At 50.8% G+C, this 23284-nt stretch carries 17 protein-coding genes; 13 read left to right on the top strand and 4 right to left on the bottom strand.

Going from position 1 to position 23284, the window contains the following annotated elements:
• Window positions 1-20 precede the first annotated feature (20 nt).
• The 10 genes from OXH16_11255 to OXH16_11210 are packed head-to-tail and all read left to right on the top strand — an operon-like array spanning window position 21 to window position 12502.
• A complete protein-coding gene (locus tag OXH16_11255; GenBank protein MCY3681966.1) occupies window positions 21-1262 on the top strand; it encodes a PQQ-binding-like beta-propeller repeat protein in 1242 nt (413 codons plus the stop codon).
• Window positions 1263-1311: 49 nt separating this feature from the next.
• On the top strand, window positions 1312-3438 hold the full coding sequence (locus OXH16_11250; protein MCY3681965.1) for a TonB-dependent siderophore receptor: 2127 nt from the start codon (window positions 1312-1314) through the stop codon (window positions 3436-3438).
• A 3-nt stretch (window positions 3439-3441) separates the two neighbouring features.
• Window positions 3442-4710, top strand: a complete 1269-nt coding sequence (locus OXH16_11245) for a phenylacetate--CoA ligase family protein (GenBank protein ID MCY3681964.1) — start codon at window positions 3442-3444, stop codon at window positions 4708-4710.
• Between the two features lie 21 nt (window positions 4711-4731).
• A complete protein-coding gene (locus OXH16_11240; protein ID MCY3681963.1) occupies window positions 4732-5031 on the top strand; it encodes a hypothetical protein in 300 nt (99 codons plus the stop codon).
• Window positions 5032-5041: 10 nt separating this feature from the next.
• Window positions 5042-6298, top strand: coding sequence for an NAD(P)/FAD-dependent oxidoreductase (locus tag OXH16_11235; protein MCY3681962.1), 1257 nt, complete (start codon window positions 5042-5044; stop codon window positions 6296-6298).
• A 15-nt stretch (window positions 6299-6313) separates the two neighbouring features.
• Window positions 6314-7606, top strand: a complete 1293-nt coding sequence (locus OXH16_11230; GenBank protein ID MCY3681961.1) for a glycosyltransferase family 4 protein — start codon at window positions 6314-6316, stop codon at window positions 7604-7606.
• A gap of 21 nt (window positions 7607-7627) precedes the next feature.
• Window positions 7628-8119 carry a hypothetical protein gene (locus tag OXH16_11225; protein ID MCY3681960.1) on the top strand — a complete coding sequence of 164 codons (492 nt, stop codon included), beginning with the start codon at window positions 7628-7630 and terminating at the stop codon, window positions 8117-8119.
• Between the two features lie 9 nt (window positions 8120-8128).
• A complete protein-coding gene (locus OXH16_11220; GenBank protein ID MCY3681959.1) occupies window positions 8129-8545 on the top strand; it encodes a thioesterase family protein in 417 nt (138 codons plus the stop codon).
• 19 nt (window positions 8546-8564) lie between these two features.
• Window positions 8565-9218, top strand: a complete 654-nt coding sequence (locus OXH16_11215) for an ABC transporter ATP-binding protein (protein ID MCY3681958.1) — start codon at window positions 8565-8567, stop codon at window positions 9216-9218.
• On the top strand, window positions 9203-12502 hold the full coding sequence (locus OXH16_11210) for an ABC transporter permease (GenBank protein MCY3681957.1): 3300 nt from the start codon (window positions 9203-9205) through the stop codon (window positions 12500-12502). Before OXH16_11215 ends, OXH16_11210 begins: the two co-directional genes overlap by 16 nt.
• Window positions 12503-12571: 69 nt before the next feature.
• Here OXH16_11210 and OXH16_11205 read toward each other — a convergent pair whose 3' ends face one another.
• Window positions 12572-14116, bottom strand: a complete 1545-nt coding sequence (locus OXH16_11205; protein MCY3681956.1) for a PQQ-like beta-propeller repeat protein — start codon at window positions 14114-14116, stop codon at window positions 12572-12574.
• A 147-nt stretch (window positions 14117-14263) separates the two neighbouring features.
• On the opposite strand from OXH16_11205, the gene OXH16_11200 reads away from it, so the two are divergent.
• The 3 genes from OXH16_11200 to OXH16_11190 are packed head-to-tail and all read left to right on the top strand — an operon-like array spanning window position 14264 to window position 18428.
• Window positions 14264-15574 carry a PQQ-binding-like beta-propeller repeat protein gene (locus OXH16_11200; GenBank protein MCY3681955.1) on the top strand — a complete coding sequence of 437 codons (1311 nt, stop codon included), beginning with the start codon at window positions 14264-14266 and terminating at the stop codon, window positions 15572-15574.
• Between the two features lie 12 nt (window positions 15575-15586).
• The gene (locus tag OXH16_11195; protein ID MCY3681954.1) at window positions 15587-16537 is read left to right on the top strand and encodes a TAXI family TRAP transporter solute-binding subunit; all 951 of its coding nucleotides are present in this window, start codon (window positions 15587-15589) and stop codon (window positions 16535-16537) included.
• Between the two features lie 4 nt (window positions 16538-16541).
• Window positions 16542-18428 (top strand): TRAP transporter fused permease subunit, encoded by a 1887-nt coding sequence (locus tag OXH16_11190; GenBank protein ID MCY3681953.1) that lies wholly within the window; start codon window positions 16542-16544, stop codon window positions 18426-18428.
• On the opposite strand, the gene OXH16_11185 is transcribed toward OXH16_11190, so the two are convergent.
• Genes OXH16_11185 through OXH16_11175 form a run of 3 tightly spaced genes read right to left on the bottom strand, consistent with a single transcriptional unit; the run spans window position 18419 to window position 23280 of the window.
• Entirely contained in the window at window positions 18419-20686 is a 2268-nt protein-coding gene (locus tag OXH16_11185; GenBank protein MCY3681952.1) for a DUF4962 domain-containing protein, read from the bottom strand. The genes OXH16_11190 and OXH16_11185 overlap by 10 nt on opposite strands.
• Before the next feature lie 19 nt (window positions 20687-20705).
• Complete coding sequence (locus tag OXH16_11180) at window positions 20706-21866, bottom strand: mandelate racemase/muconate lactonizing enzyme family protein (GenBank protein MCY3681951.1); 1161 nt, start codon at window positions 21864-21866, stop codon at window positions 20706-20708.
• 13 nt (window positions 21867-21879) lie between these two features.
• Window positions 21880-23280 carry a sulfatase-like hydrolase/transferase gene (locus OXH16_11175; protein ID MCY3681950.1) on the bottom strand — a complete coding sequence of 467 codons (1401 nt, stop codon included), beginning with the start codon at window positions 23278-23280 and terminating at the stop codon, window positions 21880-21882.
• Window positions 23281-23284 lie beyond the last annotated feature (4 nt).

Below are 23284 nucleotides of genomic sequence, written 5' to 3'. Positions count from 1 at the left end.
CCACTAACTACGGAGGATTTATGACATACAGGTATTATTTGTTAATCGCTGTTGTGCTTTGCTTTGCTCCCGCACAGGCGGATTGGCCCCAATGGTTGGGACCCAACCGAACGGGTATTTCTTCTGAAACGGGGTTGTTGACGACCTGGGCAAAAGATGGACCAGCAGTTGTGTGGGAAAAAGAACTCGGTGAGGGTTTTTCCGGTATCTCTGTCGCGGATGGGCGGGTTTATACGATGTTCTCTGCTGGTGAAGATGAATTTGCCGTTTGCCTGAATGAAAAAACGGGTGAGGAAATATGGCGTTTCAGGACCGGTGCCAAATACTATGAGCGGCAAGGTGGAAATGGTCCCCGTTCTCAGCCCACTGTGGATGGCGATCGGGTTTTTGTGCTCAGTGCCGAAGGCTGGTTGTACGCGCTCAATGCAAAAGATGGGAAAAAACTTTGGCTGGTTGATCTCTACGATGGATTGGGCAGTCGCGTGCCAAAATTTGGTTTTTCGACGTCGCCGTTGGTGGAAGGCGATTTGTTGCTTTTAGAGGTGGGTACGCGGCACGGGACGTTTATCGCTTTGGATAAGACCAATGGCGCTGTCAAGTGGGCGTCTCAACGAGATATCGTGTCTTATTCATCGCCCATTGCCGTAGATATTGCGGGTATCCGTCAGGTGGTTTTTGTTTCGGGCGAAGCTGCGGTTGGGCTTTCTCCCACGGATGGCTCAATCTTCTGGCGATTTCCCTGGTACACATCTTATGATTTGAATGTTGCCACGCCAATTTTAGTGCCTCCAGATCGCATATTTATTTCTTCGGGGTATGACCACGGGGCAGCTCTGTTGCAAATATCCCAGGAGGGAGATGGTCTGAGCGTTAAAAAGGTGTGGGAAAGCCGCGGTATGAAAAACCATTTTGGAACATCGCTCCTGATTGGCGACTATATCTACGGTTTTGACAATGCAATTTTGAAATGTATTGAAGCAGAGACTGGCAAAGAACAGTGGAAACGCCGTGGGTATGGCAAAGGGACGCTTATTTATGCCGATGGACAGTTGATTATTTTGAGCGATAAAGGCAAACTCGCTTTGGCAGATGCGTCGCCCACAGCGTTTCGGGAAAAGGTCAGCGCGCAAGTGCTGTCGGGCAAATGCTGGACGCCACCAACACTCGCTAATGGGAAAATTTTTGTGCGCGATATGCACAGGATTGTATGCATGGATGTATCAAGCACGCAGGCGAAACCTGCGGGCACGGAGAGCGAATAATAGTCGGAAGAGGCCGGGGGACTGATATCTGACAATTGGAGAAGTCGCTATGCGTTATTTTCGACAGTTTTTGATTTTTGTCTGTGTTTTAAGCATGATTGGCAGTCCCATTTTTGCTGAGAATGCAGAGGAGGAGGAGAAGAAGGAGGAGGAAGAACTGCCCGTTTATGCGGGGGAAGAGATCGTGGTGACGGAGAGCAAGGAAAAAGTGCCTACCGTGAGTACGATCGCGACGAAGGTTCCCATTCCAATCCGCTTGACACCGGCGAGTATCGGTGTCGTTAATCACGGGTTATTTCAACATCAAAGCGGTGTGGTTTTGGGAGATGCACTTCGGAATGTGAGCGGGGTCAATATTCAGACCGTATTTGGCGTTACGGATTTCTTCGTCATTCGCGGGTTTGATTCGCTTTCCAGCGGGCTGGTGCTCACCGATGGCGCATCGGAGCCGGAAGCCACGTTTTACAATCTTTACAATCTGGAGCGCGTGGAGGTACTCAAGGGTCCGGGGGCATTTTTATACGGGGGCAATCCGCTTTCTGGATCGGTGAATCTGAATCGCAAACAACCGATTTTTACAAATGCATTCCAGGTCGGGGGTTCTTACGGTCCGTACAGGACGGGGCGCGGAACCGTGGATGCAAATTGGGCGGATGTCGATCAGGGTATTGCCTTGCGCATCAATGCCCTGCGACAGGTGTCTGATAGCTATCGAGACGATAAAGACAGCGGTTTGTGGGCCGTGAATCCCGCAGTGACATGGAGACCCAGCGACAAAACCACAGTGACCGCCAATTTTGAATATGTGACAAGCAGGTACAAATCGGATTCGGGCCTGCCCATTATTAATGGGGCGGTCGCAGATGTGCCGCGCACACAATCGTATCAATCGCCTTTTGATGCGTCAGATCAAGATATTTATCGGGCGCGCGTCGATCTGCAGTCTCGCTTATCGCGACAGGTCACGCTTCGCAATAAGTTCTATTATACCGATTTTTCATGGGTGTCTCAGGGCTCATTATTCAGCGGCATTTTTCCCAATGCCCAGGGGAGTCTGGACATCCTGCGCTCGCTTGTTCTTCTGGATGATCGCCAGAAAGTGTTGGGCAATCAGTTTGAACTGCTTTCTACATTCCGCACGGGCCACGTAGAACATACCCTGCTTACTGGACTGGAATTGATGGAGTGGAGAGATAAGTTTACTTTAGATGTGGCTGCTTTGCCCAATATCGATGTGTTCAACCCCGTGGAAACCGCGAGCACGAGCCAACCTCATTTTATTATTCCGGGACAATCGCAGGGGGCGGATTCAAAAAGCCGCGTTGTCGCGCCTTATGTCGTGAATCGCATTGTTTTTTGTCCATGCTATCAGGCATTTGTAGGTGTGCGATACGACCGCATTGATTACGATGATCCCCTGACTTCCACGTCTCGCAATTACAATAAACTGAGTCCTATGGCTGGCATGGTGGTTTCATTTACAAAGGAACTCTCGTTATACGCCAATGTCGGCAGAGCCTTTGCGCCACCCTCCAGTCAGGTAGCAGGTCCGCGAGAAACTGAAGAGAGTTTTCAGATGGAAGTGGGCGCAAAAAAATACCTGTTGGACGACCGCCTGCACGCGAGCCTCGCTGTTTATCATTTGACAAAAAACAATATTGGCATTCCCGATGCGACGGGTGTTACAAAACAAGATGGGGACCAGAGGTCTCGCGGTGTTGAGCTGGAGGTGATGATGCGCCCCGTGAGAAATTGGCACACATTTTTGTCCTACTCATTTTCCAATGCCACACTCACGCGCTTTGCCGAGTTTGTCCCCGTGTTTACGCAAACGGGTATTACATACCAGCTTATGGATCGTTCGGGAAATAGGGCAGCTTTTTCGCCGCGCCATATTTTTAATGTGTGGACGGCGAGGGGATTTGACAACGGATTGGAATTTGGGATTGGCGCGCGCTATGTTGCCAGCCAGTTTATTGCCGAAGATAATCAATTTCAAATCAGGGATGTGCTGACGCTGGATGCCTCGGTATCTTATGCTTACAGACTGATAAAATTTCGCATCAACGCCAAAAATTTGACCAATCGGGAATACGAAACGCGCGGCTTTGGCTCCGCTTCAATTATTCCGGCTAATCCATTTGGTATGTATTGCGCTTTTGAAGTCAATATTTGAACTATGCCCGACTTGACCACAGATCGAAATGCGCTCTGGCAGCGGCAGTTGAAGCGGTTGCGAGGTATGCTGTCTTCAGTGCTGAATGGCAATGCTTTTTATCGCAATAAGTTGAATCGAGCGGGTATTTATCGACCCGAGGATATTCAGACGCGCGATGATTACAGGCTGTTGCCCTTCACGACTAAAGAGGAATTATCGGCTGATCAGATGGCGTATCCTCCTTATGGCAGCAATCTGACGTTTCCGTCAGATCACTATATCCGCGTCCATCAAACATCGGGGACCACGGGAGAGCCTTTGAACTGGTTGGATACGGGAGAGAGTTGGGATTGGTTTGCGCGCTGCTGGACTTATGTGTATCGCGGGGCGGGCGTGACGGCAAATGACAGATTGTTTTTTGCCTTTTCCTTTGGCCCTTTTATCGGATTCTGGACCGGGCATGAGAGCGCGCGTTTAATGGGTGCGATGTCCATCTCTGGGGGATCCATGTCGTCGATTCAGCGTTTGCAGGCGATTCAGGATCATCGGATTACTGTTCTGATCTGTACGCCGACATATGCCCTGCATCTGGCAGAGGTGGCAGAGGCCGAAGGTATAGATATTGCAAGTGGTAGTGTTCAGACCACGATTCACGCGGGCGAACCCGGTGCGGGATTGCCTGCGACCAGACGACGCATTGAACAGGCATGGGGCGCGCGTTGTTATGACCACGCCGGGGCGACTGAGGTGGGGGCGTGGGGATTTGAATGTGCGTTTCGAGATGGCATGCATATAAACGAATCTGAATTTATTTGCGAAGTGATCGATCCCGATACGGGCGAACAAGCGAGAGAGGGGGAGTTGGTGCTCACCAATTTGGGACGTGCTGGCATGCCCGTTATTCGCTATCGCACGGGAGATCGCGTAAAGCTGCATGCGGGAATATGTGATTGCGGTTCGAGTTTCTCGCGTCTTGAAGGGGGCGTGATTGGACGTATCGACGATGCGTTGATTATCCGCGGCGTCAATTTTTATCCCAGCGCGATTGAAAATATCGTGCGGGGATTTCCCGAAGTGACCGAGTTTGCAGTGGATATTTATCGACAACGCGAAATGGATGATATGAAAATTCGCATCGAATTAAATGGTGGAGAACCAGGGACAATTTCTGATGCGATTGGTAGAGAGGTGCGACATATTCTGGGCATACGCGCCAGCGTTCAAACCGTGCCGCATAATACTCTGCCGAGATTTGAACTGAAAGCGAGACGGTTTACGGATCATCGTTAAAAAGCAACCATAATGAGAAAAATGAGAAATTATCGCGATTATCTGATCGAAAAACTTGCCGACCACGAGGAGGCGATTGCTTATCTCCAAACATCCTTGGAAGAATACGAGAAGGACGGTAATACTCCAGCCCTTCTGTTAGCCCTTCAAAGCATTGCCAAAGCGCAGGGGGGACGAGTTGAGCAGTTGCTGAAAGATATTGAGGCGGAGATCCAGTGGGATGAAACGCTGGTAAAATCTCCCGATGTGCTGGCTGCACTCGCAGAGAAGGCCAGAGAAGAATATAGAGCAGGGCGTACAAAAGAACTAAAAAATTTTTAGGACCTATTTCATGATCAATCACTACGATGTCATTGTCATTGGTGGGGGACCTGCGGGGAGTACGACAGCTGCGCTGGTCGCTGAATATGGGCACCGTGTTTTGCTGCTGGAGCGGGAGGAATTTCCCAGATTTCAGATTGGCGAGTCCCTGATGCCGGGGACGTACTGGTCGTTTAAACGACTTGGGTTGCTGGATAAGCTAAAAAAAAGTGAGTTTGTAAAAAAATATAGCGTTCAATTTTTTAGCGGATCGGGAAAAGGCTCTGCGCCATTTTATTTTCACTTACACGATCCCCACGAAAGTTCGATTACGTATCAGGTGTTGCGCAGCGAATTTGATCTTATGATGATGGATAATGCCCGCGAGAAAGGCGCCGAGGTCAAACAAGGGGCGAGTGTGCATCAGGTGCATTTTTCCGGGGATAGGGCAACGGGTGTTCAGGTGAGATATCGCGATGGACAGATCAGTGATGTGTCTGCCAGTGTTATCGTAGATGCGACGGGACGAAGCGCGCTTATTTCACGAAGGCTAAAGACCAAGACGATTGAGCCAGAACTCAAAAAGGCATCTATTTTCACGCACTACAAAGGCGCGTTCCGCGATGAGGGTATTGACGAAGGTGCAACGCTGATTTTACATACGCGTGACAAGGATTCATGGTTCTGGTACATCCCGCTGGCAGATGATGTGGTCAGCGTGGGTGTTGTTGGGGGATTGGATTATTTGTTGCAAAACCGCAAGAGAACCCCTCAGGAAATTTTCGAAGAAGAGCTGGATAAGTGCATCCGCATGCAAGAACGGCTCGCAGGGGCGGAGCAGTTATTTCCGATGAAAGTCACGCAGGATTTTTCATACCGATCCAATACTGTCGCGGGTGAGGGATGGGTGCTGGTAGGCGATGCGTTTGGTTTTATCGATCCCGTGTATTCTTCGGGTGTGTTCCTCGCGCTCAAATCGGGCGAGATGGCTGCCGATGCGATCCACGAAGCCATTGAAAAGCGCGATTTCTCTGCCGGGCAACTCGGCAAATGGGGACCAGAATTTCTTCCGGGCATGGAGGCGATTCGCAAATTGGTCTATGCTTTTTATACCAAAGATTTCAGTTTTGCCAGATTTTTGAAATCGCACCCGGAATGTATAGATGGCATTATCAATATCTTAAAAGGCAATGTCTATCGCGAGGATGTCACCCCTATTTTTGAACCTATGGGGCACATGTGTGATCTGCCCGAGACTGTAGATCACTACGCTGAGGTATCTGCTTAAACGGGATTGCTGTATATGCGAATTGCTTATATTGCCGCGGGTGCGGCGGGCATGTATTGTGGCAGTTGTATTCACGACAATGCGCTGGCCTCTGCGCTTCAGCGCAAGGGAATAGATTTCGCGCTTATTCCGACGTACACGCCCCTGCGGACCGATGAACAGGGCGCGAGTATTGATCGGGTATTTTACGGCGGCATAAATGTTTATCTCCAGCAGAAAATGGGGATTTTTCGGCACACGCCCTCTTTTGTCGATAGATTGTTGAATAGCCGAACACTGCTCAATGGTCTCGCCCGTTTTAGTGGATCAACTCGCGCGGAAGATCTCGGCGCGCTCACTGTATCGGTTTTAGAAGGGGAAGATGGTGCGCAAAAAAAAGAACTCGCAAAGCTGGTGCGCTGGTTGAAAGAGGATTTTCAGCCAGACCTCGTGCAGTTGACCAATTCGATGTTTTTGGGTATGGCGAGAGAAATGAAACGGGAACTCGGTATTCCCGTTTTGTGTTCTCTGCAAGGTGAGGATATCTTTCTCGAAGGGTTGATAGAACCGTACAAATCGGAGGCGCGGCAGTGCTTACGAGATCGGGCAAGGGATGTCGATGGATTTGTAGCGACTTGTGACTATTACGCCGATTTTATGGCTGGTTATCTCGATGTGCCGCGCAATCGCATTCACGTTGTGCCGTTGGGTATCAAATTAGACGGACATGGAGAAAGCGATATAAAGCCAGATCCGTTGCCTTTTACTATTGGTTATCTCGCTCGCATATGTCCCGAGAAGGGATTGCATGTGCTGGTAGATGCGTTTCATCAACTGGCAGAGCAAGTCGGTGTGGAAAATGTAAAACTCAGCGTTGCCGGTTATCTGGGGCAAAGAGACGAGTCGTATTTTCAGCACGTATGCGAACAAATCGCATCCCGGGGACTTTCCGGTGTTTTTGATTATCGCGGGGAAGTCAATCGAGAAGAAAAAATTGCATTCCTGAATAGCATTCATATCTTATCCGTGCCTACGCCTTATAAAGAACCCAAGGGGCTATCGCTGCTCGAAGCTATGGCCAATGGCGTCCCCGTTGTTCAACCCCGGCACGGTATTTTCCCAGAATGGATTGAAAAAACGGGTGGGGGAATTCTGGTAGAGCCAGATTCTTCAGAGGCACTGGCGGCAGGGTTCCTGCGGATGATGAATGACGCAGAAGGGCGGGAGGCGATGGGGCAGGAAGGCAAAGAAGCAGTACATCAAAATTTTAGTGACGGCGATATGGCGGAGGCCACACTGGCGGTATATCGACGGTATGTGACGGATTAAAAACTTAACACAGGAGGGCAAATGCCGACTTCATCTTCTGGACTTACGTGGTTGATTTTTGCGTTGATGACCGTGGGCGCGTGGGGTTTGTACGGGATTTTTCTGCATACTGGACAGATCGCTATGGGCGATCCCGAAAATGGACGCTATAAGGCGTTTCTCTTTGTGGGCATTGCCTATCTTTTGACGGCTGTTATTGGATCCCTCATCGTGCTGGCGATTAACGGGTCGGACTGGACATTTCCGACAAAGGGCCTGACATGGTCGCTGTTGGCTGGTATTGTGGGAGCCATCGGGGCATTTGGCGTACTTCTCGCCTTTGGGGCGAAGGGGACACCGCCCGTGGTTATGTCTATTGTTTTTGCCGGCGCACCTATTGTCAATGCCGTCGTATCCCTCATCTTGCATCCGCCAGCAGGTGGATGGGGTGGTTTGAACTGGCAATTTGTGCTGGGTATTATACTGGCTGCGATGGGAGGTTGTCTGGTGACATTATTTAAACCTTCGTCTTGATTGAGCACTATGCACAGCGAATTTCACACCACACACAGAGTGGCGTTTTCCGATACGGACATGGCCGGGATTGTACACTTTTCCCGGTTTTTTGTGTTTATGGAAGCTGCCGAGCATGCTTTTTTGCGCGCGTTGGGTACGAGTGTTTCAACGGAATGGGATGGGAATAAAATTGGATGGCCGCGATTGGAAGCGACGTGTACATATCTCAGTCCAGCCGTATTTGAAGATGTGCTGGATATTCATCTGAGGGTGATACGCAAAGGCACAAAATCGCTGACCTATCGGTTTGATTTTTTTCGCGGGGAGACGGCTGTTGCTCGCGGAGAATTAAGTACGGTATGTTGTATATGTAACCCCGGCGAAAAAATCAGATCCATACCGATTCCAGATTTTATCGCGGATCAAATACAGGTCTCGGAATAGTATATCTAAGGGGTCCGGAATGGCACTAAAAGTTGAAAATCTTTCCAAACACTTCGGCGATGTAAATGTACTGCAGGATGTGTCTTTTGAAATGACGGCGGGACAATCGCTGAGTGTTATGGGGCCTTCGGGGTCGGGGAAGAGTACCTTGTTGCATGTGCTGGGTACGCTGGACCGGCCATCTGAGGGGAGTCTCGAAATTGAAGGCCAGGATCCCTTCACATTGTCGGAAATCGAACTCGCGCGGTTTAGAAATCAGGGGATTGGATTTGTGTTTCAAGAGCACCATCTTTTGCCTCAATACTCGGTTTTGGAAAATGTTTTGATTCCGACGCTGGTATTTCGAAATGGCGATGCGCGAGACCGCGCCCGAGAAATTATCGATCGCGTGGGCTTATCGCATCGCATTGATCACCGGCCCGCTGAATTATCCGGCGGCGAGCGACAGCGCACAGCGGTTGCGCGTGCGCTCATCAATTCTCCGGCATTGCTCTTGTGTGACGAACCAACGGGTAGTCTGGATGGGGCGCGGGCAGAAGAGATAGCCGATCTGTTATTTGAATTGCACGAGCGGGAAAATAATATCCTGATCTGCGCGACGCACAGCTCGGCACTGGCCCATCGCTTTGAGCGGCGGTTTGATCTACAGGAGGGGATGTGCGTCGAAGTCTGATCTTTTTCTGGCGAATTAATCTGGCTGTTGTGCTCGGCGTGGCAGTGGCGACGGCTGTTCTGACGGGTGCTTTGATTGTGGGCGATTCCGTGCGCGGTAGCTTGAGAGATTTGTCGCTGAGTCGCCTGGGCAAAATTGACCACGCTCTGGTCTCCGAGCGATTTCTTCGCGCAAGTCTGGCGCGCGATCTCGAGCGTGAACTCAATACTCAAGATGTTGTATCGGCTATTAGTCTGAGTGGAACGGCTGTTCACGCGAGATCGAATACGTTGGCTTCTCGCGTTCAAATTCAGGGTATTGACAATCGCTTTGCAAATCTGTTTGATCAGATATTGCCCGAGTTGACGGTCGAAGGCATATTTCCATCCGTTGTTGTCAACGAATCCCTCCGAAAAGAACTCAATGCACAGATTGGCGATGCCATTCTGCTGTCTTTTGAACAATCAGATGATATTCACCGCGAATCGCTATTTGGACATGCTGATGATGCGGTTCAAACAATTCGACTGACGCTCGCAGGCGTGCTTCCCGATAGGGGACTGGGGCGCTTTGGCCTTTTCGCCCGCCAGACTGTTCCGCTCAATGCGTACCTGTCATTGCCGGTTTTACAAAAAGCATTGGGTCAAAGAGGCCGCGTGAATACATTGCTGGTGTCGGGTGACCCAGATGCAGACGTTCAGGAAGCATTTTCCCGCGTTGTAACATCCGATGATCTCGGCATTGTCATCCGCCGAGAGGCCGATTATTTCGCTATTGAGAGCACGCAGTTTATTCTCAAATCCCATATTGCGGAGACTATTCAACAAGTATCTGCCGAATTAAACGCGCCCCATATGTCCATTCTCACCTATCTGGCGAATACCACACAGGTGGGGGAGAGAGAACTGCCCTATTCCACAATTTCTGCGTTAGATGTCGGGAATCTGGGATCTTTTCAGCTTGTAGATGGATCACTACACCTCGGGGAAGGTGATATTTTGCTGAATACCTGGGCGGCTGAGGATTTGAACGCACGGGTTGGGGATGAAGTCAAAGTTGCCTATTACGAAGTTGCGCCAGGAGAAGAACTCCTGAACCGTTGGGCAATATTCCAACTCAAGGGTATTGTTGCAATGGCGGGATTGGGGGCGGATGAAAAGTTGTCTCCCGATTATCCGGGCCTGGGCGATGCAAATAATATGGCCGATTGGGAAGCGCCTTTTCCCATAGACCTGAGTCGTGTTCGTCCAAAAGATGAAGATTATTGGGATACCTATCGCGACGCACCCAAAGCCTTTGTGTCCGCCGCGACTGGGCAGCGGTTGTGGAAAAGTCGATTTGGCGTATTAACCGCCATACGCATTGGGGCTGTTGCGGGAGAAGATATCGAAACAACAGCGAAGCGATTTGAGGATCGCTTGCTGAAAAAAATCGCGCCCGAATCGGCTGGCCTGACATTTCAGCCCGTCAAACAGCAGGGCCTGGCTGCTTCTGCGGGAGCAACGGACTTTAGCGGGCTGTTTATTGCATTCAGCCAATTTCTGATTATCTCCGCAGCTCTTCTGGTCGGTTTGCTATTTCGCCTGAGTGTGGAGCAACGGGGCAGAGAAGTCGGGATGCGGATGGTGGCGGGATATACGGCAAAAAAAATCCGCCGACTCTTTAGCTCCGAGGGCCTTGTACTGGCCTGTGTGGGCGGTATTTTGGGGCTGATAGGCGGTGTTTTCTACGCCTATCTGATTATGGCGGGATTGCGTACTTATTGGGTGGGCGCAGTTGGCACATCTGATCTCGCACTTCATATCCATGCATCGAGTCTGTTGTTGGGCTATGCTATTTCACTAATTGTGATCCTGTTGGCCATATGGCTCACGCTCCGCCGTTTGGGCAATATTTCTGTTCGCGCATTATTATCGGGGATCACGGAAGTGGCGCGAGCAAAGCCGCGTACAAAATGGTATGCTCTGAACAGTCTCATCCTCGCAGCGCTCAGTTTGGGAGGCGCTATGGCGATGGATCCATCTGCGGGTACGGGTTTGTTTTTTGTCAGTGGCGCGCTGTGGATGGTTTCGGGATTGTGCTTTTTTTCGCTCTGGTTCAGGCGTGGGCATCGCACCATAAGAGAGGGTATTATTGGGATGGGGGTGCAAAATAGCAAGCGACAGCCCACGCGAAGTTTGTTGTGTGCCTCACTCATCGGTTGTGCGTGTTTTGTCATTGTTGCAGTAGGCGCGAACAGGCGGACTGATTTGACTCAAAATATTGCTCAGGACAAAGGTTCTGGCACAGGGGGCTTTGCCCTTATCGCCGAAGTTGATGTGCCGATTTATTGGGATTTCAATTCAAAAGAAGGACAATTTGAACTCGGATTCTCGCAAGCAGATGGAGACCTGCTGAATAAGGCGCGGTTTATTCCGATGCGCGTTTTACCCGGTGAAGATGCGAGTTGTCTCAATCTTTACAAGCCCGAAAGTCCGCGCGTTTTGGGCGTTCCCGAATCTCTGCGTCAGCGAGGTGGCTTTGCGTTTCAGCAAACGAGTGTCGAGGTGGAAAATCCCTGGGATCTATTATCCGAGGATCTGGGTGCAGATGTGATTCCTGCAATTGGAGATTACAATTCGGCTATGTGGATCTTGCACAAGCAATTGGGCGATGATATTGTGTTGCGAAATGAGATGGGGGGGACCGTCAAGCTGAGACTGGTGGGCTTGCTAAAGACGAGTATTTTTCAAAGTGAATTGCTGATTTCAGAAGACAATTTTTTGCAACACTTTCCCGGCCAGAGTGGATATGGTGCTTTTCTCGTTGAAACGCAACAGCCCGTTCAGCTTACTGCGCTTTTGGAAAGTCGATTAAAAGACATCGGGTTAGACGCCGTATCCACAGCGCAAAAACTCGCTCATTTTCAGGAGGTCGAAAATACCTATCTCTCCACCTTTCAAACACTGGGGGGATTGGGTCTGCTGTTGGGGACGCTTGGATTGGGAATTGTTCTATTGAGAAATGTGATTGAAAGACGCGGTGAATTAGCCGTTCTTCGAGCCTTTGGCTTTCGACGCGCTGTGCTGTCGCGGATGTTGCTCGCGGAGAATGGGTTTTTAATGCTCGTGGGTCTGGCTATTGGTAGCGTCTCTGCGCTTATTGCAGTAGCGCCCCATGTTATGAGCTATGGTGCGTTAATTCCCTGGAGATCGCTGGCTCTCACGCTTGTCATCATATACGGCACGGGCCTCATCGCAAGCGCGATAGCTGTTTTCTTTGCCCTGCGAGCACCCCTATTGCCCGCGTTGAAACAGGAGATGTGAGCGAATCAACGAATCAACGAATTAACGAATGGAGTTCGCACTGACTTTGGGTGGTAGGGTGGGGTTCGTCTATTCGTCTATTCGTCTATTCGCCAGTGAAAGTTCATAACACGCGGCTTCTCGATCATTTCGCACGAGGAGATAGGGCGCGGCAAGTGTGGGGGCATTCCAGGTATGGCTGCCCAGGGCGGGGAAGCGCGCGCGTTCGTTGTGTTCAATCGGCGAGGCATCGACGAGGACGACATCGCCCGATTCGGTCTGGATGAGCAAGAGGTCATCTACGAGAATAAGTTGTCCGTGCCCATAGCGACCTCGCTTCCATTTGCGCTGCCCATCCGCCAGATCCAAACACACGAGGATGCCGTCGTCCAGTCCGTAAATATATCCGTCTTTATAGACCATATTGGCAAATTTGGCTTTGAGACGAGGGCTTTTCCATATCCGTTCGGCAGTAAATTTATCCCGACTGTTTTTCGCAATTTGAATCAATTCACTGCCAATGCCATAACCTGTTGATACAAAGATGCTGTCTCCGGGCAGTAGAATGGGTTGGGCAACGTGTTGCGTCATCCCACCAGTCCAGGGATATTCCCACAGCAACTTGCCGGAAGTTGGATCGTGACCCGCAACTTGCCCTCTGTTAAAAATGAGTATTTGATCCATTCCCGCTATAGAGGCCAAACTGGGTGAGCTATGACCTGCTCTTACGCGGCCACTTCCCCAGATAATAGCACCGGTTTCTTTGTCATAAGCCATCAGCGATTGCTCGTTTGGCCCGCCCGGGCTCACGATTACCTTGTCGTCTAAAACGAGAGGCGAACCGCTCATGCCCCATTCTTTAACGCGCGCATTGGTTTCTTTTACAGTATCGCGCGACCAGATTTCTCGACCGGTTTCTAAATCGAGACAGGTCAGGATGCCTGTTGCACCAAAAGAATAAACGCGGTTGCCCGATATGGTTGGCGTGGCTCGCGGACCAATTCCGGCAATCGCGGTTTCATATCGCGCAGGTGCGCTGTGACGCCATTTCTCTTTTCCGGTCAAGAGGTCGTAACAGGCCACGGTTTCGTTTTCGCCTTTTTGCTCTTGAGTCACGGCAGAGCGTCCAACAACGGCAAAGGCGGAATAGGCTTCACCAACGGGTACGCGCCAGAGTAATTTGGGGGGATTTTGATCCCAATCGGATTCCAGTTTTATTTCATTGAGGATGGCGTTGCGATGTGGTCCCAAAAATTGAGGATAGTCTGTATCGGGACCGTCTGAAGATTGCCTCGCCACGGATATCGCTGTAACAGAAGACCAGCGCCACTCTATCTTGGGAGCCAAATCGCCCGTGAAACCGCGAATTTGAAATAATGAAACTGTCAGAATGATCAGGAGTATAAGAATACTTAGACCCCGCAGGCGAATTTTTCGACTCGTTCGAGAAAAAGCAAAGAACCAGAGACAGAGCAAAATAGATCCGACTGAGCAGACGAGTATGGTCGGCATAACCTGCATCTGACGGCTTGGCCTTTCGGGAATCCATATTACCGATAATACAATGAGCATCAATGCGGCGATAGCAATAGCGGGCCACCAGCGAATGGATTTGGGATAAAGAGGAGCAGGCATAAAATTCCTTTTTTTAGTTGTTAGATGTTAGTTCGCCGAATCTCTATCTCCAACGTAAAAAAAAAAGAAGGGTTTGACAACCATTCATTAAATAGATATTTTGGACCTCTGAATTGCAAAATATCACATCACAGAAAGGAGTTTGCGATGAAGAAATGGCTTTTGATTTTGATGGGGTTCTGTCTGATTCCGATTCTGGTTCAGGCAAAACACCATGCGGCGAAGGAAACGCAAAATTGGCCCCATCTGCGGGGACCGAATGTAAATGGACTCGTGGATACGGGCAATCCCCCTGTGGAATGGAGCGAAGATACCAATATCCGCTGGAAAGTAAAAATTCCGGGTACGGGGCACGCCACGCCTATTATATGGGGCGATAAAATTTTTGTTCAGACTGCGGTTAAGACCGACAAAACCGTAGATGTTGCCCAGACAGCCAGAAAGCCGTTACCCACTCATATCTATCAGTTTAAGCTGCTTGCACTGGATCGCAAAAGCGGCGATGTGGTGTGGGAAAAGACCGTGAATGAGGCACTGCCCCACGAAGGCACTCATAAAACGGCTAATTATGCTGCTACATCGGGTGTTACGGACGGCGAACATCTGTACGCATTTTTTGGCTCCTGGGGGCTTTATTGTTTTGACTTCGACGGCAATTTGAAATGGGATAAGGACCTGGGCGATATGAGAGTTGCGGGTTCTTTTGGAGAAGGTTCATCGCCGACGATTCACGGCAATACGCTGATTATCAACTGGGATCACCAAGGCAATTCGTTTATTGTCGCGCTGGATAAGCGCACGGGTGAGGAAATCTGGCGCACGGCGCGACGAGAACGAACGACGTGGACCACACCGATCGTTGTCGAACACAAGGGCACGCAACAGATTATTGTGGGCGCGAGCGGAAAGACCCGAAGTTACGATCTAAAAACTGGCGATGTCTTGTGGGAGTGCGCGGGACTGGGGTCAAATGTCATTCCCACCGCTGTCTATGCCGATGGCATCGTCTATGTTACAAGTGGTCATAGAGACCCGGCCATGCAGGCGATTTCACTCGACAAAGCCAAGGGCGATATTACGGGTACAGATGCCGTTCTGTGGACTGTTACCGATAATACCCCTTATGTTTCCTCGCCTCTTCTTTCTGGAAACAATATCTACAGCATAAAAAGCACCAGGAGTGTTTTAGCCTGTTACAATGCCAAAACAGGTGAAACAGTTTTCGGTCCCGCGCGGCTCCAGGGTATCAATCGCATATACGCCCCACTCGTTGGCACAAGTGACCGCGTGTATATCGCCGGGCTGGCTGGCACGACTTATGTGATCAAGAATGGCAGCGAATTTGAAGTGCTCGCAACAAATAAACTCGACGAAGGCACAGGTGCATCCCCCATTATCGCGGGCGACGAGTTGTATTTGCGCGGCACTGAACATCTCTATTGTATTGCGGCAAATTAAAAGAGGATAGCTATGCGGTACAAAGCATTACTCATCTTCGCGGTAGCCTTGTTCATCGGGTGTGGCGCGCCTCAGGATCAAGGGGATAAATTTCTCAGCGTGGGCACGGCGCCGCCCGGCGGTGCGTTTTTTGTGGTGGGTGGCGCGATTGCCCAGGTTGTCAACGATCACATGCCCTGGGAGGTTTCTGCCGAGGCGACCAAAGGCACGCAGGAGAATATTCGCCGCCTTTCGAGCGGGGAACTGGATTTCGCGCTGGCCAATGCTGCGATCTCCTATTTTGCCGTGCGCGGAGAAGGCGCGTGGGGAGAAAAACAGAATATCAATGCGGTTATGACATTGGCGCCGAATGTCGCGCTTTTTATTGCGCCACAAAGCGCGGGTGTCAATGGTTTGGGCGATCTCAAGGGCAAGCGCGTTGTGGTTGGACCAGCGGGTGCGGGTTTTGAGTATTTCTTAGGACCCATCCTGAACGCGCACGGGGTCACTTATGACGATTTTACACCGCTTCACAATACACAGGCGGGAACGGTTGACATGCTCGCCGACGGTTCGGCTGCTGCGGCTTTTTTAGGGGGCGCAGTGCCCACGGCTTCGATTACCCAGGCCAGTGCGTCTCAAGATATTTATTTTATTCCCTATGATGAATCGGCCAAACAAAGCCTTTTTGAGACCTATCCTTTCTTTTTTGCCGCGACGATTCCCGCCAATACGTACCGGGGGCAAGCAGAGGATTTCGCCGGGATGAACGTCGGTTCTATGCATCTCATTACGCGGGCGAGTTTGAGCGAGGATACGGTTTACAATTTTACCAAAACGCTCTATGAACGCCGTGCGGAAGTTGTAAAAAAACACCCGGCGGGCAGGGCGATAAATCCCAAAAATATCGTTCGAGATACGGGTACGCCTTTTCATCCGGGTGCGATAAAATATTTCAAAGAAATTGGTATCTGGAGCGAATAGACGCATGACGCGCCTCTATTCCCACCTGTTTCGCATTATCTCCGCACTACTCGGTCTTTTTATTCTGGTCGAGGTCAATTATCCGCAACTCGCACCACAAGCCCAGCTATCGGTTTTTGCCTTGCTGGGCTTGTGTCTTGTGTTTCTCAAATATCCGATTCACCCCAATAAATCTCTTCAGATCCTCGATCTCTTTTTTGTACTGGCAGTTATCTTCTGTTTTGGTTATGTCCTGACCCAAACCGAATCCCTCTTTCAATTTTCCTGGATCAATGGGCAATCTCTGGGCAATCGCGCGGGACTCGAACACGCGCTCGATCACGTTGTCGGTCTCATCGGGCTTATCCTGGTCCTCGAAGCAACCCGTCGCGCCATTGGTCTCACTCTGCCCTTGCTCGCACTCGTCTTTCTGATTTATGCCGCTTATGGATATATTCTGCCCGATTGGCTTTTTCCCCACCGCGGATATAACTGGGAGCGCATTGTCTCTCAGACCTATCTCCACTCTCAAGGCGTTTTTGGGATCGCGTTGAAAGTGATGTTCACCTATGTTTTTCTTTTTGTACTTTTTGGCACTGTGCTCGAAGAGACAGGTGCTACGGGATATATTCTGAATACGGCTCGCCGCATTTTTCGCAACAGCACCGGGGGACCAGCCAAAGTGGCTGTTATTTCGTCGGGTATGATGGGATCTCTTTCGGGCAGTGCTGTGGCCAATACGGCGACTACTGGCACGTTTACCATTCCGCTGATGCGCTCAACGGGTTTTCGTCCAACTGTGGCTGGCGGCATTGAAGCCGCAGCGAGTTCGGGCGGTGCGCTCGTTCCGCCCATTATGGGGGCGGGTGCCTATATGATGCTCGAAATCGTCGAGCCGGCTGTTACTTATTTGGAGATCATCAAAGCGGCTCTGGTTCCGGCGATTCTCTATTACGCGGCTCTTTTGCTGATTGTCCATTTTCACGCCAAACGCATTGGGGCGTCTGCAAGTGATGGAGAGGCTCCTGAGCGTCCTCCTAGATTCCGGGGGCTGGTTTTTCTCGTCGCTTTCATCACGCTTATTGTATTTCTCATTCTGGGTTACACGCCTTTTCGCGCCGTGAGTATCGCCCTGCTCTTTGTTCTTATTGTAAGTGCGTTTAGCCCCACAACACGCGTTGGGCCTCGCGCTATGATCCGCGCATTGGAAAAGGCCGCGCACGGCGGTGTTTCGCTTATTGCAGCGGCTTCATGCGTGGGTATTATTATCGGTGTTGTGACGCTTACGGGTATTGGCACAAAACTTCCGAGTACTTTGTTGCCACTGGCGCAAAATAATATCATTCTGGCTTTGATTCTGCTGATGATCTCCACCATCATCCTGGGCATGGGCTTGCCTTCGGCCGTGTGTTATCTGCTTATGGCGACTCTGGTGGGACCTGTTTTGAGCGACCTCGGCATTGTGGCACTGGGCGCGCATCTGTTTATTTTTTATTTTGGCATGATGTCTATGGTTACGCCCCCGGTCGCGCTGGCTGCTTACACGGCTGCTGCTATTGCAAAGGCGAGTATTATGCAAACTGGCGTCACTGCTTTCCGTTTTGCCCTTGTAGGCTTTGCTTTGCCCTATGCCTTTGTTCTGCATCCAGAGCTTTTGCTCTTGTCTTCTGATATTTCCGCTATAATCGCCAATATTCTCGTCGTCCTGCTCGGTATTTTACCCCTATCAGCCGCCGCGGCTGGGCATGCTTTTGCCCCTTTGCCCACGTATCAACGCGTCCTTTTACTCGCCGCAGCCCTTCTCTTATTCCTTACCCCATCAGGGGATGCCCGCCTCTATTTGCAGGGTATCGCGCTGCTTATCGCTGGCGTCATCGCGATCTCAAACTATCGGTCTGCTAATCAGGCCTGAATGGTCAAATCTTCTGATCCAGATGATAGAGAAAGAACGGTGCTTTCATCGGGGGACAAGTTGATTTGCGCTGTTGTATTTCCGGCAGAAAGCGCGATTTGATTTTCCGATGCAGTTATTGAGAAGTCGAGATCGCTCTCGTCGGGTCCGCGGACAGAAAAAATTGCGGCAATCCGACAGCGTTTTACGCGCTCTGTCTCGGCGGTAAAATGCCATCGCTTTTCGGGCAGTTCTTTATCGAGGGTTGGATAGCCTTTATCTGGCGGTACGGCCCATTCGTTTGTCTGACTGAGACGAAGATCTGTTGATCCAAAAAGCTGACCCTTTAATGATGCGCCCTTGCGGTTGGAGGTGACAGTCGTCGCATCGAGATCAAACTTTTCGAATGCGTGTAGCAACCACTGGAATGTCGATGCTTCGGGGGTTTCCAATTCATCGATGAGAATTGTGATCGACGGGCGGATCATCACGAGATGTCGCCTGTATCGATTCAACCGGTCTCCGTAAGCGTTTTCCGCTTCGCCGCAGATATAGCCAAACGGATGTGTGGTCTTAAAATCGATAATCTCACCGCCGCGGTTGCCATCCCGGTTGATCGCGCCTTCGCCATTGACGAGAACGCAGTTGTGTGAAATCGAGTGTTGGGCGTATTCGTTGTGAAATGGCGTGCCGTGATGCGGATACCGAAGGCCGCCAGCGCATATTAAAGCGCGTCCGCCTTTCATCACAGCAAAATCATTCTGGCTCGCATGACCGTGGCTTACGCCGCCAAAGGGCGATGAACGGAAGAGGACCATAAAATCACTGTCCGGATGTTCGATATCGCTGTGCAATGCGCCCCAGCCAACGCCTCGAAAGACGCGGTCTTGTGATACTGTATCTTTATTGGATGGGAGCGGGGTATCTTCAAGTAAGATGCCCAGAAAGGGATCGATCTCTGCGGGATGCCCATCGGAGTCGCGCACCTGATCCGCCCAGGCACGCAGTTGATGATTTTGCAATCTGAGACCGTGAAATTGAAGAAAGGTTCTGGCCTGTGAGGCGCGAATGGGTTGGTCTTCTGTATCGCCAAATGGCATGAGTTCGCCGACTGGAGAAACGACGTAATAAAAAAACCACGGCATGTTCTGGTAATAGGGTTTTAGCCATATATCGTGTCCAGTTGCCAGTTTCCAGGCGTGAAAAGGTATTGCGTCCCGCGAGTTGTAAGACAGGCCATAGGGTACGCCCTGTGCCCAACCTCCTTCATACCCGGCCCAATGGGGAAAATTTGTCGCAATAAGTTTGAGTGCATATTCCGCCCATGAAGGCGCGCGTTCGTCTTCAGCACGGGCTATGGCGTGTTCGAGTAAAAAACCGGGTAGGCGACCGTTGTGACTCTCTTCGGGCGTGAATGTATAATCGTGTTTCTCCAGCCTGCGAATCATCTGATCTGCCCGCGCGCCGAGCATGCGCGCGACGAGTTCGCGTTCGTCTTCGGTGAAAATATCGTAGATCCAGTCATAGACTTCTGCGCCTGCTCTGAGCAATCCGAGGCCGACTTCGTCGCCATAAGGCGCGAGAATAGAGGATATGCCCTCCACATCCCACTGCGCGGCGTCAACAATAAAGCGCCGTGCGGCTTCGCCATATCGCTTTTCCCCAGTGAGTAAATAAAAGAGGGCGAGTGTTCGCATGCCTTCATCGTGATATTTTCGCATGGTGCCAAAACACGCGACATAAGCCAGCCTGCGTTCGGAGGGGTCTTCAATCTGGTCGTATGTCGGCTCTGATGGTAGTTCGAGTGTGAGCGCGTGGTCGGCGTCGTTTCTCAGTGCTTCGAATGCTTCGGATCGAGTCGATGTTAGCGAGCGTCGCACATCTTCCAGGTCAGATGCCAGAAAGAAGAGACGCGGGCGTTCTTTTGGGACGTTTGCCAGCAGTGTAGCGGCGTCTGGATGAGGTTGTTCGGCAGCGCAATCGGCAATTTCAAAAGATCGGCATTCCGAGCGCGCTCGAACCGCGCCATTTACAACGGCTTGCACATGCCATTCGTAAGTTCCGGGTGCAAAAACGCAATCTGAATGGTGTATGGGATCGGAGAGCAGGGGAGATTCGTAGTAGGGTTTTCCATCGCGTGCGACAATGACGCGATATTGACAGGCACCCCGATCAGCAGCTCGCCACCAGCTAAATCCGGGGGGTGAGAGTGTGAGCGTTTCACCATTAAGCGGACGGATATAATTGGCACGCGGCGGACGAATTGTTGGAAATTTCATATTTTGGCCCTTTCTGTTTTTAAGACCACAATTCCGTGCCTTCGGGCAGATGTTTTAATATTTCTACTTCGTCTAATTCAATGCCCAGGCCTGGACCCTCTGGCACGGTGATATATCCATTTTGAATTGGATTTTTGATATTCAACATCGTTGACCAGAGCGGGATATTGGCCGAGTGATATTCCAGAGCCAGGAAATTGGGTATGGTGGAACAGATGTGTACGGCGGCTATGCCAGCTACTGTGCTCGCCATATAATGCGGTGCGATTGACATATGATACATTTCTGCCAGTTCTGCGATGCGCCGCGTTTCTATGGCGCCACCACTGCGCGGTATGTCGGGTTCGAGCAGGTCGCACGCGCCTTTTTCCATGAGTTCCCGAAATAGCTTTGCGCCATAAAATATCTCGCCTGTACAGATCGGTGTTTCTGTTTGCATGCAAATTTTTGCCAGAGCATCTACGTTACCCCATTCCCATCGGATCGGGTCTTCCAACCACAATAAGTCGAGGTGTTCCACATCTTTGCATATCCGCAAACCATCAATCGCGTTAAATGATCCGTGCAGGTCTATCGATAAATCGATATACGGTCCGATTGCATCGCGCAATGCTTCAATCGTGGTTACAATATGTTCGTGTTGCCGTCGTCCGACAGACCGGTCGTACACATCCATTTTCCAGGGGTTGGGGACGTCCAGATCGAATTTTAAGGCTGTAAATCCTTCGGCTACTCGTTCTTTTGCCCGCGCCACATAGCTCGATGTTTCATATACGGGGTCTAATTCACCCGATGCTCGCACTTCATCCCAGCGTCGATTATAGTCTTCTGGTGTCCAGTACGCGCCCGAATGGCAGTCGCAATACATCCGCACCTTGTCGCGCAGTTTTCCGCCGAGGAGGTCGCACATCGGTACGCCCAATGCTTTGCCTTTAATATCCCAGAGTGCGATTTCCACACCGGCACCAGCGCCCTGCATGCGCCACAGATGATCGTGATGCAATTGGTTTACATTGGTCGGGTCTTTTCCGATGAGCGTATTCTTCAGTTGATCAACCGATTGTCCTCCACGCCATTCACCCAATCCCTCAATGCCCTCATCGGTGATAATTTTCAATAACGACCAGTGGCGACATGCAGCCCCCAGAGAGAGTGTTTTTTGTATATCTACGATTTTCATGTTACCTCCTGTATCAGTATCCCCAAATCCGCTTTTTCGGTCGTTCCATCTCTATGAGCCGTTTGATCAATAGATGCCGATGTTCAATCAGCGCGTTTGTGTGGTTGGGATCTTGCGACACATCGCGGTATTCGCCCCATTCGGCGTTCAGGTCATAGAGAAATTCCCGTCCATCGTCATGTGCGATATAGCGATAGTTCTCAGACCGTATCATTTTCCAGCCCGTGGCTTCCATCAATGCGACGGGTTTGTCCGGATCTTTTCCCCCGCTGAATACGGGATATAGCGATTGACCCTGTAAATGGGGTGGGAGGGGTACACCGCAGGCTTCGAGCAGGGTGGGGAGTACATCGACACCTTCGACGATGCTCGATACGCGACGTCCGCTTTCTTTTCCTGGGATACGCATCAGCAGGGGGACGCGGCTGACACAATCGTGTCCCGGATAGTTTTTGCCATAGCGCAAATGTTCGCCCAGCCATTCGCCGTGGTCGGATGTGAAGACTACAATTGTTTCATTTGCAATGCCCAATTCATCCAGCGCGTCTAACAGGCGGCCCACATGGTGATCTACTTCGCTGACCATGCCGTAATATCCCTGTCGCGCGAGGCGAAGTTCGCGATCGCCGTAGTGGTTTTCATTGCGTTTTGCATCGATTTCTGGCGGGAAGGATGGCAGGGTCATTTGATCGGGGTCGTACAGGTCCAGAAAACGCTGCGGTGCAACCCAGGGTGAATGCGGGGAGTAAATTCCCGCGATGCACAAAAATGGACGGCTTTCACTTGCGCGTTCCGACATATATTGTATTGACTGGCTCGCCACCCAAGCCGTGTGTGTGTATTCATCTTTTCCGCGAAAGGGGATGGGGTGTTTGGGGAATCGCTCATCGGGGTGATGTACGTCGTCTTTTTCGCCCATTATCTGATACCAGCGCTCTGCCAATGGCGGCAATCCCAGGCTCAAATGGTCGAGTTGGTTCGGCGCTTCCATGCGTACCCAGGCGCGATAAGCGTCTTCGTAACAGCCAGGTTCATCGCTGATCTCCAGATGGTCAAATCCATAATTGGGATGTATTTCTCGGTGATCCCGGTTGGCGTGTGGCAAAAAGTGCAATTTGCCGATATTTGCCGAGTGATATCCCGAATTGTGCAGCAATTTGGGCAATGTTACAAAGTCTTCGGGTACGGGTACACCCATGTGTGTAATGCCGAGCGTGGAGGGATATTGTCCGGTCAAAAAGCTCACCCGACTGGGCATGCACACGGGGTTCTGGACAAAGTAGTGGTCGAAGTTTATACCCTCGTTTGCCAGGTGATCCAGATTCGGTGTCTGGATATCGGTGTTTCCATTCACGCCCATGGCATCCCACCGCTGCTGATCGGTGTAAATCAATAAGATATTCGGTCGCTTCATGCTG

This window comes from Gemmatimonadota bacterium (genome assembly GCA_026705765.1).
GTDB lineage: Bacteria > Latescibacterota > UBA2968 > UBA2968 > UBA2968 > VXRD01.
This window is presented reverse-complemented; position numbering and strand designations above follow the sequence as displayed.

What these genes read in the sequence shown, in the direction of transcription:
- OXH16_11255 (MCY3681966.1), top strand. Translation starts at nt 21, where the DNA reads ATGACATACAGGTATTATTTGTTAATCGCTGTTGTGCTTTGCTTTGCT.
- OXH16_11250 (MCY3681965.1), top strand. Translation starts at nt 1,312, where the DNA reads ATGCGTTATTTTCGACAGTTTTTGATTTTTGTCTGTGTTTTAAGCATG.
- OXH16_11245 (MCY3681964.1), top strand. Translation starts at nt 3,442, where the DNA reads ATGCCCGACTTGACCACAGATCGAAATGCGCTCTGGCAGCGGCAGTTG.
- OXH16_11240 (MCY3681963.1), top strand. Translation starts at nt 4,732, where the DNA reads ATGAGAAATTATCGCGATTATCTGATCGAAAAACTTGCCGACCACGAG.
- OXH16_11235 (MCY3681962.1), top strand. Translation starts at nt 5,042, where the DNA reads ATGATCAATCACTACGATGTCATTGTCATTGGTGGGGGACCTGCGGGG.
- OXH16_11230 (MCY3681961.1), top strand. Translation starts at nt 6,314, where the DNA reads ATGCGAATTGCTTATATTGCCGCGGGTGCGGCGGGCATGTATTGTGGC.
- OXH16_11225 (MCY3681960.1), top strand. Translation starts at nt 7,628, where the DNA reads ATGCCGACTTCATCTTCTGGACTTACGTGGTTGATTTTTGCGTTGATG.
- OXH16_11220 (MCY3681959.1), top strand. Translation starts at nt 8,129, where the DNA reads ATGCACAGCGAATTTCACACCACACACAGAGTGGCGTTTTCCGATACG.
- OXH16_11215 (MCY3681958.1), top strand. Translation starts at nt 8,565, where the DNA reads ATGGCACTAAAAGTTGAAAATCTTTCCAAACACTTCGGCGATGTAAAT.
- OXH16_11205 (MCY3681956.1), bottom strand. Translation starts at nt 14,116, where the DNA reads ATGCCTGCTCCTCTTTATCCCAAATCCATTCGCTGGTGGCCCGCTATT.
- OXH16_11200 (MCY3681955.1), top strand. Translation starts at nt 14,264, where the DNA reads ATGAAGAAATGGCTTTTGATTTTGATGGGGTTCTGTCTGATTCCGATT.
- OXH16_11195 (MCY3681954.1), top strand. Translation starts at nt 15,587, where the DNA reads ATGCGGTACAAAGCATTACTCATCTTCGCGGTAGCCTTGTTCATCGGG.
- OXH16_11190 (MCY3681953.1), top strand. Translation starts at nt 16,542, where the DNA reads ATGACGCGCCTCTATTCCCACCTGTTTCGCATTATCTCCGCACTACTC.
- OXH16_11185 (MCY3681952.1), bottom strand. Translation starts at nt 20,686, where the DNA reads ATGAAATTTCCAACAATTCGTCCGCCGCGTGCCAATTATATCCGTCCG.
- OXH16_11180 (MCY3681951.1), bottom strand. Translation starts at nt 21,866, where the DNA reads ATGAAAATCGTAGATATACAAAAAACACTCTCTCTGGGGGCTGCATGT.
- OXH16_11175 (MCY3681950.1), bottom strand. Translation starts at nt 23,280, where the DNA reads ATGAAGCGACCGAATATCTTATTGATTTACACCGATCAGCAGCGGTGG.